Raw genomic sequence first — 9649 nt, 5'->3', positions numbered from 1 at the left:
ATGAGGGTTTTTTGTTTAAAAGAATATCAAAAGATAAACGTAGCTTAAACTAGTTTGTTAATAATAAAAGCAGCTTACTTTAAACGCTTTTTATAGAAATTATGAAGAGAAATAAATAAACTATTATAAAAGAGATGCTTTACGGCTTTACGAGTAATCTTGATGAACGATCATGTAGTAAATCATTGAGTATTTAACTTGTAATTGTTACAATGAATATTTATAGGGCAAGTTGTGCATTTAGGATTCGTTGGACGGCAAATTTCCCTACCTAAAAAGGATAATGACATTCCTATATCATGCCATATTTCATAGGGAAGTTCGTTCATTAATTTTTTTTCAATTTTATCTCCATTATTAATTTTTGGAGTCAATCCTATTCTTGGAGCTACTCTTATTACGTGTAAATCAACAATTATACCTTCTGATTTTTGATTGGTTTCTCTTAAAATTACATTAGCAGACTTTCTTCCAATTCCTTTTAAATCAATTAAATTAGTTAGGTTTTTTGGTATATTTTCGTCAGTTTTTAGAATAGATGCTATTTCAAAAATCCATTTTGCTTTATTATTGTAATTCTTTATGGATTGAATATAAGTTGTTACCTCTTTGACTGATGCATTTGAAAGACTTTCCATATTAGGATATTTTTCAAAAAAAAGGATTGTAACTTTGTTAATGTTAGCATCTGAGTCTCTGGCAGAAAGGATTACCATTATTAACAGTTGGTATGTGTTCTTATAAGCTAATGGATGTTTTTTATTTTTATATCTTTCTAATAAAGGCTGAAGGTTCTCTTTCCAGTTATTGAATAGCATTTTTTATTTAAATATAATAAAAAAGAGTGCTATTTATAAAATAGCACTCTTTTTGTTGGCTGTAATTTATTAAAATTATTTGGTTAAACCTCTTGAAATAACAATTCTTTGAATTTCTGATGTCCCTTCATAAATTTGAGTTATTTTGGCATCACGCATCATTCTCTCTACATGATATTCACTTACATAACCATTTCCTCCATGTATTTGTACTGCTTCAATTGTTGTATTCATAGCAGTTTCAGAAGCAAATAGTTTTGCCATTGCTCCAGAATGAGAGATGTCTTCTCCGTTATCTTTTTCAAAAGCAGCTTTAAAGCATAACATTCTTGCAGCTGTAATTTGTAAATGCATATCTGCTAATTTGAAAGCAATTGCTTGATGTTGAATAATTGGCTTTTTAAAAGCTACTCTTTCTTGTGCGTATTTTAAAGCTAATTCGTAGGCTCCTGAAGCAATTCCTAATGCTTGAGAAGCAATTCCAATTCTACCTCCATTTAAGACAGCCATGGCAAAATTAAAACCGAAACCATTAGCACCAATTCTGTTTTCTTTTGGAACTTTAACATCTGAGAACATTAATGAATGTGTATCAGATCCTCTAATTCCCATCTTTTTCTCTTTTGGACCAATTGAAAATCCTTCCCAACTTTTTTCTACTAAAAAAGCATTAATTCCTTTATGCCCTTTTTCAACATCTGTTTGGGCTATAACTATATATGTAGATGCTGTACCACCATTAGTAATCCAGTTTTTAGTACCATTTAATAAATAGTAATCACCTTTATCTATTGCAGTTGTTTTTTGTGAAGTGGCATCTGAACCAGCTTCAGGTTCAGATAAACAAAAAGCACCTATTACTTCCCCTTTTGCTAAAGGGACAAGGTATTTTTGTTTTTGTTCTTCATTACAAAATTTCTCTATTCCAGCACAAACTAGTGAATTATTAACAGACATAATTACTGCAGCAGAAGCATCAACTTTTGCAATTTCTTCAATTGCTAATACGTAAGAAATACTGTCTAATCCTGCACCACCATATTTTGGATCTACCATCATTCCAAGAAAGCCTAAGTCAGCCATCATTTTTACTTGTTCAGTTGGAAATTTTGAATGTTCATCTCTTTCAATAACTCCAGGTAATAATTCAGTTTGAGCAAAATCTCTAGCTGCTTGTTGAATCATTATTTGTTCTTCGGTTAGCTTAAAATCCATATTATTTGATATTCTATTTTGATTATTTTTAATTTCGTACCAAATGTAGGTATTTATTGCTTATTTTTCAATAACAATTTGTAATTTTAAACCATGTTTAAAGAAAACTACAACGTTATCGGTGTGATGTCAGGTACCTCCTTAGACGGAGTTGATTTAGCTTATATTTCTTTTCAAAAGGAATATAGTTGGAATTTTCAAATACTTAAATACGAGACAGTTTCTTACACTAGTGACTGGGTTGAGAAGCTAAAAAATGCTATTTATTTGTCTAAAAATGATTTGAAAGGAATTAATGAAGAGTACACTGATTTACTATGTAATTACATATCGCAATTTATTGCTAAAAATGCAATAGTACATATTGATGCGGTTTGTAGTCATGGACATACTATTTTGCATCAACCCGATAAAGGATATACTTTACAAATAGGTAATTTGCCTAAAATAGCTTCCTTAATAAATTTACCTGTTGTTTGTGATTTTAGAGTTCAGGATGTGACTTTAGGTGGTCAAGGAGCTCCTTTAGTTCCAATAGGGGATCAATTGTTGTTTTCGGAATTTGATTACTGTTTGAATCTTGGAGGTTTTTCAAATATTTCTTTCGAGAATGAGGGTAAAAGAATTGCTTATGATATTTCTCCAGTAAACACTGTTCTAAATTTTTATTCCAAAAAAATGGGATTTGATTATGATGATAAAGGTTTATTTGCAAAGAAAGGAATTTTAAATATCGATTTATTTGAAAAATTGAATATGTTGTCTTTTTATAATGAATCTTATCCTAAATCTTTAGGAATGGAATTTGTAAATGAAATTATTTTTCCTCTGTTAGATAAATTTAAGATTCCTAATGAAGATATGCTTCGGACTTTTGTAGAGCATATTGCTTATCAAATAAGTGTTTCTCTCTCAAATGAGGATAAAACGCTTTTAATAACTGGAGGTGGTGCATATAATGATTTTCTAATAGAAAGAATGAAATACTATTTACCAAAAACAGTATTAGTTATACCAAATGATGCCATAATTCAATATAAAGAAGCGCTTATTTTTGCTTTTTTAGGGGTTTTAAAATTGCGTAATGAAATCAATGTATTAGCTTCTGTAACTGGTGCCAAAAAAGATCATTCTGCGGGTGTGATTTATTTTAATTAGTTATGAAATCAATTACTTTGTCTTCTAATTCTTTACTTTTTAAATTATGTCCCAATCCTTCCGTAAGGATTAACTTACTGTTTTTCCAATTTTCGTTTAAACGAATGGAATAATTTGGATTGGTATCTTTATCCTCTTTGTTATGGGTAATTAAGCAATCGGTTGTTATTTCTATTGCAAATTTTGAAGTGGAAAAATAACTAGGTTTATTCTTTATTATTTTTGTAAATCTACCGATTGGTATTTGATAAAAGAATGATTCTTCTAATTTTATTTTAAAATATCATTCATATGTGAAAAAATTGTTAAATAATAGACCGTTTAAAAATATTACTTGAAAAATTGCCTTTAAAAAAAAAGGAAAAACTTAAATTTGTCTACCAATTTTAACATCATAATGAAAGATTTACTTAAAAAATTTGAAAATAAAGAACCAGAAATAGTATTTAATTGGAAAGATCCTGAAACAGAGGCAGAAGGATGGACCGTTATTAACTCTTTAAGAGGAGGAGCTGCTGGAGGTGGTACTAGAATGCGTAAAGGGTTAGATATGAATGAAGTGCTTTCTCTAGCAAAAACAATGGAGGTGAAATTTTCAGTTTCTGGTCCAGCTATTGGAGGTGCTAAATCGGGAATAAATTTTGACCCCAATGACCCTCGTAAAAAAGGGGTTTTAGAAAGATGGTATAAAGCAGTATCTCCATTATTGAAAAATTATTATGGAACAGGTGGTGACTTAAATGTGGATGAAATTCATGAAGTTATACCAATGACAGAAGATTGTGGTGTTTGGCATCCGCAAGAGGGTGTTTTTAATGGTCATTTTAAACCAACTGAAGCAGACAAAATTAATAGAATTGGACAATTGCGTCAAGGTGTAATTAAAGTAATTGAAAATCCTAATTTCTCACCTAATGTTAATAGGAAATATACTGTCGCTGATATGATAACAGGTTATGGTGTTGCAGAAGCAGTGCGCCATTTTTATACAATTTTTGGAGGAGACGTAAAGGGTAAAAAAGCTATTGTGCAAGGATTTGGTAATGTTGGTTCTGCTGCGGCTTTTTATTTAGCAGAAATGGGTGCCAAAGTTGTAGGTATTATCGATAGAGATGGTGGTTTGATTAATGAGCAAGGGTTTTCTTTTGAAGAAATTAAGACACTTTTCTTAAATAAAGATGGAAATAAATTAGTTGCTCCAAATATGATTCCATTTGAGGAAATCAATGAAAAAATTTGGTCCATTGAAGCTCAAATTTTTGCACCATGTGCAGCTTCTCGATTGGTAACTAAATCTCAAGTGGATAAAATGATTGCTTCAGGCTTAGAAGTGATTTCAAGTGGTGCCAATGTGCCTTTTGCTGATAAAGAAATTTTCTTTGGTTCAATTATGGAAGAGACAGATGCTAAAGTTAGTCTTATTCCAGATTTTATTGCTAATTGTGGTATGGCTAGAGTTTTTGCCTACTTTATGGAGAAAAAAGTCCAAATGACTGATGATGCTATTTTTTCTGATACTTCAAATAGAATTAAAAATGCTATTGAAAAAGTACATGCTGTTAGCACTGATAAGAAGAATATAAGTGCTAGAGCTTTTGAGATAGCATTAAAACAGTTAATTTAAATTTAACCCAAAACTTAACTCGATAAAAATGGAAATTTTACTGATAGTAATATTTGTTCTAGGTTATTTAGCGATAGCAATGGAGCATTCTTTAAAAGTAGATAAATTGATTCCCGCATTAGCTATGATGGCTATTTTGTGGGCGTTAATTGCAGTTAATCACTTAGAGGTTTTTGATATAATTCCAGGTGTTGGTAAAGAATCTCATCATCTAGAAGGGGTTTTGTTGCATCATTTAGGAAAAACTGCTGAAATTCTTGTATTTTTAATGGGAGCGATGACTATTGTTGAGATTATTGATTATTTTGATGGTTTTGCGACAATTAAATCTTTCATAAAAACAAAAAGTAAATCTAAATTATTATGGCTTTTTACAATACTTGCTTTTGTTTTATCTGCAATCATTGATAATCTAACAGCTACTATTGTTTTAATAACCATACTTCAAAAAATAGTAAAAGAGAAAGAAACTCGTTTGTGGTTTGCAGGATTAATTGTTATTGCTGCAAATGCAGGAGGAGCTTGGTCTCCTATTGGAGATGTTACGACTACGATGTTGTGGATTGCTAACAAAGTTTCTGCATCACAATTAATAGAGCATGTTTTAATACCTTCTATTTTGTGTTTTGCTGTACCAACATTCATAGCTTCGAGAATGAAGATCTTTAAAGGTTATATTGATGCTGAAAATGATGACGATAAAACAACTCCCAAATATAGTAGTTTAATTTTTTATCTTGGTTTAGGTTCAATTTTGTTTGTACCTGTATTCAAAACATTTACACATTTACCTCCATATGTAGGAATGATGTTGTCTTTAGCAATTGTTGCAGCTGTTGCTGAATTTTTAAGTAATAGAAAATTCAGTATGGGTGGAGCTACTTCTGGAGACGGAGATGGTACTATAGATCACCATAGTCCAGTGCATAAATCATTATCCAAGATTGAAATGCCAAGTATTTTATTTTTCTTAGGTATTTTAATGTCTGTCGCAGCTTTAGAATCTTTAGGAATGTTATTTGATTTTGCAGGAATATTAGAAAATAATGTACCTTATTTAGGTACAGAGCACGCTTCAACCAAAATTTCTGATTTAGTTGTTTTGCTATTAGGTGCAGGTTCAGCAGTTATTGACAATGTGCCATTAGTTGCGGCTAGTATAGGAATGTTTCAAATCGGTATGGATGAGCCAGCATGGCATTTTATAGCTTATGCAGCAGGTACAGGAGGAAGTATGTTGATTATAGGTTCTGCAGCAGGAGTTGTAGCTATGGGTATGGAGAAAATTGATTTTATTTGGTATCTAAAAAAAATCGGTTGGTTAGCTTTAATTGGGTTTTTAGCTGGAGCAATTGGATTTGTTTTTATTAGGGATTTTCTTTTAAACGTTGTTCACTAATGTAATTTTTAATTTATTTTTTCGTTATTACTTTATAAAATAATTCATATGAGTATATTTCTTCAAGTTGATAGTTTAGCTGTAGCTAATGAAACTTTATTAGAAGACCAACCAGTTGAACAAACTCTTTCCATTTGGGAATTGTTAACCAGTGGTGGTATTGGTGGTCAAGTTATAATTTTTGTTTTATTTGTTTTGTTGTTTTTTGCCCTTTTTCTTTATTTTGAGAGGCTGATGGCAATTAATAAAGCCAGTAAAATAGATGCTAGTTTTATGAATAATATAAAAATGAACATAACTACAGGTAAAATTGACGCAGCAAAGATGTTATGTGTACAAACAGATTCTCCAGTAGCAAGGTTGATTGAGAAAGGAATTTCACGTATTGGAAAGCCTTTAGAAGATATTAATACAGCCATTGAAAATGCTGGAAATCTCGAATTATATAAGTTAGAAAAAAACACCAGTATGCTAGCTACTATTTCTGGAGCTGGACCCATGATTGGTTTCTTAGGGACAGTAGTTGGTATGATTCTTGCCTTTCATAAAATGGCTAGTGGCGGTGGTCAAATAGAAGTAGGTTCTTTAGCTGAAGGGATTTATACTGCAATGACCACAACCGTTGTCGGATTAATTGTAGGTATTATTGCTTACATTGGTTACAATCACTTAGTTGTTAAAACCAATAAAGTGGTGAATCAAATGGAAGCAAATGCAGTAGATTTCTTAGATTTATTAAATGAACCAGTATAATGAAGTTAGGTAAAACAAGAAATAAAGTATCAACAGAATTCAATATGTCATCTATGACGGATATTGTATTCCTGTTATTGATATTTTTTATGCTAACTTCAACAATGGTAACGACCAATGCATTGGATTTGGTGCTGCCAAAAGGAAAAGGAAAGACGGACAGTAATAAGAGTATCTCTGTGAGTATCGACAAAGATTTGTCTTTTTTTATTGATAAAAATAAGATTGATGAAACTCAACTAGAAACGCTATTATTAGGTTTAGTAGCAAATGCCGAAAACAAAGCTATTGTATTGCGTGCTGAAAAATCAGTGCCACATGAAAAAGTAGTGTATGTTATGGATATTGCTTACAGAAATGGAATTAAAATGGTAGTTGCGGTTAATCCAAAATAATTTTTTGGAGCTATTTCCTGCTGTTCGCTATATCTTTTATAAGTTTTCTAAACTTATAAAAGGATGTCGCTTCCATCAGGGCTAGGGCATTTGAGTGATAACAAATTGGGTATTATAAAAGATAAATTCATATATAAATGAAATTTCTAGAAACACCAGAAGAGAAAAAGTCGTTTGCGATTACAAGTGCAATATTTGCAATCTTGTTGCTATTGTGCGTGTTTTTAGGTTTAACTTATATGGATCCACCACCTGAAAACGGAATTGCTATAAACTTTGGAACAAGTGATGTTGGTCAAGGAGATATTCAACCTACAGAACCAATACAGTCTGCTCCACAACCGACGGTAAGTGAACCTGTAACGGCTCAAGAAGATGAAATCTTAACACAAGATGAAGACGCTCCTGTAGTAGTAACTCCAAAAAAAGACACCAAAAAGCCAACAGAGAAACCTAAAGAAACAGTTAAACCAAAAGTAGAAACACCAAAACCTTCTAAAGAAACAAATAATGCTTTGGATGCTTTATTAAACGGTCCAAAATCTACTGGAACAAATCAAGGAGGTCATGGTGATGATGGTTTAGCTGGTGATAAAGGAGATCCAAATGGAAGTTTATATTCAAATAGTTTTTATGGTAATGGAACAGGAAACGGAACTGGTTCTGGTAATGGAACAGGTTGGGGTTTGGCTGGAAGAAAATTAGCTGGAAATACTAAAAAACAACAAGATTGTAATGAAGAAGGAAAAGTAGTAGTGAAAATTTGGGTAAATCGAAGCGGAAATGTTATTAAAGCGGAGAGAAGTCAAGGAACTACAAATACTAATCCATGTTTGGTTAATCCTGCTCTTGAGACAGCTAAAAGCTTTAAATGGCAAGCGGATGCGAATGCTCCTGAAACTCAAATAGGATTTGTAGTAATCAACTTTAAATTAGGGGAATAACCAAAAAAAACAAAAAGATAACTTTTTAACCCTGATAGGAGCGGTATCTTTTAAGCGGAGTTTTAGTTTAAAGATATAGCGGATGACAGGAATTTCAAATACAAACTAACTCTAAGCTTTGCTACTGAATGACATACGAAGAAACTACTTCTTGGCTCTTTAAGCAGTTGCCAATGTTTCAACAACAAGGAGCAATTGCGTATAAAAATGATTTATCTAACACTATTTCATTAGTAAATTATTTAGGAAACCCTGAAAACAAATTCAAATCTGTACATGTAGCAGGAACTAACGGGAAGGGGTCTTCCTCTTCATTATTAGCCTCTGTATTGCAAGAAGCGGGATATAAGGTTGGATTATATACTTCTCCTCATTTAAAAGACTACAGAGAACGCATTCGAATTAATGGAAATAAAATTTCCAAAGCATTTGTGGTTGAATTTGTAGTAAAGCATAAATCTTTCTTTGAATCTCATAATCTTAGTTTTTTTGAAATGACTGTTGGTCTTGCTTTCGATTATTTTGCAAAAGAAGAAGTAGATGTAGCTATAATTGAAGTTGGAATGGGAGGAAGACTAGATGCTACAAATGTAATCACTCCTTTGGTGTCTCTAATAACAAATATTGGTTTTGATCATACTCGGTTTTTAGGAAATACCTTGGAAGCAATAGCTTTCGAAAAAGCAGGTATTGTTAAAAATAATGTTCCAGTAGTAATTAGTGAGTACTTACCTGAGACTAAGCCAGTTTTTTTAAATCGAGCTTTGAAAGTTGGTACAGAGGTTTATTTTGCACAAGATTTAGATTTACCAGATTTGGCTAGTACTTTGTTGGGAGAGTATCAAAAAGCAAACAAGAAAGGTGTTTTGCAAACGTTAGCGTTTTTAAAAAAGAATTTTATTATTCCAACAAAAGCAGTTAAAGAGGGGTTTTTAAACGTAATAGAAAACACTGGTCTTTTAGGAAGATGGCAAATTCTAGGATCTCAACCCAAAATTGTTTGTGATACAGCTCATAATGCTGATGGTTTAGCAATTGTAATAAATCAAATAAAAAAGGAGAAATTTGAGAATTTGCATATTGTATTAGGGGTAGTTTCGGATAAAGATTTAGATGCTATTTTGTCTTTATTTCCAAGAAATGCGAATTATTATTTTTGTAAACCAAATTTAGAGAGAGGTTTAAATGCAGTAACTTTAAAACAAAAAGCTAATGATTTTGGTTTGAAAGGACTGGTATTTAATTCTGTTTCAGAGGCTTATAAAGAGGCGCAAAAAGTCGCTACAACTAATGATTTTATTTACATTGGAGGAAGTACTTTTGTAGTTGCAGAAATTGTGTAA

At 31.7% G+C, this 9649-nt stretch carries 9 protein-coding genes; 7 read left to right on the top strand and 2 right to left on the bottom strand.

Translation table 11 applies throughout. The features are described from left to right. Window positions 1-182 precede the first annotated feature (182 nt). Window positions 183-818, bottom strand: coding sequence for an endonuclease III domain-containing protein (locus FIA58_RS16595; RefSeq protein WP_140963813.1), 636 nt, complete (start codon window positions 816-818; stop codon window positions 183-185). A gap of 75 nt (window positions 819-893) precedes the next feature. Beyond that, complete coding sequence (locus FIA58_RS16590; RefSeq protein WP_140963812.1) at window positions 894-2033, bottom strand: acyl-CoA dehydrogenase; 1140 nt, start codon at window positions 2031-2033, stop codon at window positions 894-896. A gap of 93 nt (window positions 2034-2126) precedes the next feature. Between FIA58_RS16590 and FIA58_RS16585 the strand changes: the two genes are divergently transcribed. The 7 genes from FIA58_RS16585 (at window position 2127) to FIA58_RS16555 (ending at window position 9649) form a co-directional block, all read left to right on the top strand. Continuing rightward, window positions 2127-3191 carry an anhydro-N-acetylmuramic acid kinase gene (locus FIA58_RS16585; protein WP_140963811.1) on the top strand — a complete coding sequence of 355 codons (1065 nt, stop codon included), beginning with the start codon at window positions 2127-2129 and terminating at the stop codon, window positions 3189-3191. 397 nt (window positions 3192-3588) lie between these two features. Beyond that, window positions 3589-4815 (top strand): Glu/Leu/Phe/Val dehydrogenase dimerization domain-containing protein, encoded by a 1227-nt coding sequence (locus tag FIA58_RS16580; RefSeq protein ID WP_140963810.1) that lies wholly within the window; start codon window positions 3589-3591, stop codon window positions 4813-4815. Between the two features lie 28 nt (window positions 4816-4843). After that, window positions 4844-6214 (top strand): sodium:proton antiporter NhaD, encoded by a 1371-nt coding sequence (gene nhaD / locus FIA58_RS16575; RefSeq protein WP_140963809.1) that lies wholly within the window; start codon window positions 4844-4846, stop codon window positions 6212-6214. Window positions 6215-6262: 48 nt separating this feature from the next. After that, window positions 6263-6967: a MotA/TolQ/ExbB proton channel family protein gene (locus FIA58_RS16570; RefSeq protein WP_140963808.1), complete on the top strand. Its 705-nt coding sequence runs from the start codon at window positions 6263-6265 to the stop codon at window positions 6965-6967. Beyond that, window positions 6967-7362 carry an ExbD/TolR family protein gene (locus FIA58_RS16565; RefSeq protein ID WP_140963807.1) on the top strand — a complete coding sequence of 132 codons (396 nt, stop codon included), beginning with the start codon at window positions 6967-6969 and terminating at the stop codon, window positions 7360-7362. The genes FIA58_RS16570 and FIA58_RS16565 overlap by 1 nt, the downstream gene beginning before the upstream one ends. 137 nt (window positions 7363-7499) lie before the next feature. Next, window positions 7500-8306, top strand: coding sequence for a TonB C-terminal domain-containing protein (locus FIA58_RS16560; RefSeq protein WP_140963806.1), 807 nt, complete (start codon window positions 7500-7502; stop codon window positions 8304-8306). A 128-nt stretch (window positions 8307-8434) separates the two neighbouring features. After that, window positions 8435-9649, top strand: coding sequence for a bifunctional folylpolyglutamate synthase/dihydrofolate synthase (locus tag FIA58_RS16555; RefSeq protein WP_140963805.1), 1215 nt, complete (start codon window positions 8435-8437; stop codon window positions 9647-9649).

The organism is Flavobacterium jejuense (assembly GCF_006491595.2).
In the GTDB taxonomy this organism is placed as follows: Bacteria; Bacteroidota; Bacteroidia; order Flavobacteriales; family Flavobacteriaceae; genus Flavobacterium; species Flavobacterium jejuense.
Note: the sequence above shows the minus strand (reverse complement) of the source record. Positions and strands in the feature narration are given on the sequence as shown.